The organism is Paraburkholderia sp. SIMBA_027, assembly GCF_046535315.1.
Classification (GTDB): domain Bacteria; phylum Pseudomonadota; class Gammaproteobacteria; order Burkholderiales; family Burkholderiaceae; genus Paraburkholderia; species Paraburkholderia tropica.
The window spans coordinates 1-274 of the sequence record NZ_JAWRWY010000525.1 but is presented as its reverse complement, the minus strand read 5'-3'; the positions used below and the strand labels follow the sequence as shown (position 1 = coordinate 274).

The 274-nt window shown below is 58.8% G+C and carries 1 protein-coding gene; it reads right to left on the bottom strand.

Features of this window, described 5'->3' with window-relative positions; genetic code table 11:
- Positions 1-194: hypothetical protein (locus tag SB764_RS40090; protein ID WP_410866763.1), on the bottom strand; the 194-nt coding region annotated here is incomplete at its 3' end.
- Positions 195-274 lie beyond the last annotated feature (80 nt).

The following is a 274-nucleotide window of genomic DNA, read 5'->3' as shown; positions in this document are numbered from 1 at the left end:
AGCTTGAAATCCGATTCCGCTGGATTGTTGATCTGGATCAGTCCCGGCCACGTGCCGCCTTGCGCAAGCGCAGCATAGACCGGCGCTTGGCTGGCGTCGACCGGTAGCGGAAACGCACAGACGGCGACATAGTCAAAAGGAGCGGCTGCTTCTCTTCGGATTTCGCTATCTGCTGACGTGAAGAGTTCGAACATGCGCTTCATGACAGGCGAGGCGCGGTGAAATGGAAGCGCTGCGAACGAAAATCCCGGAGGCAGGGCCAACGCAAGCGGAA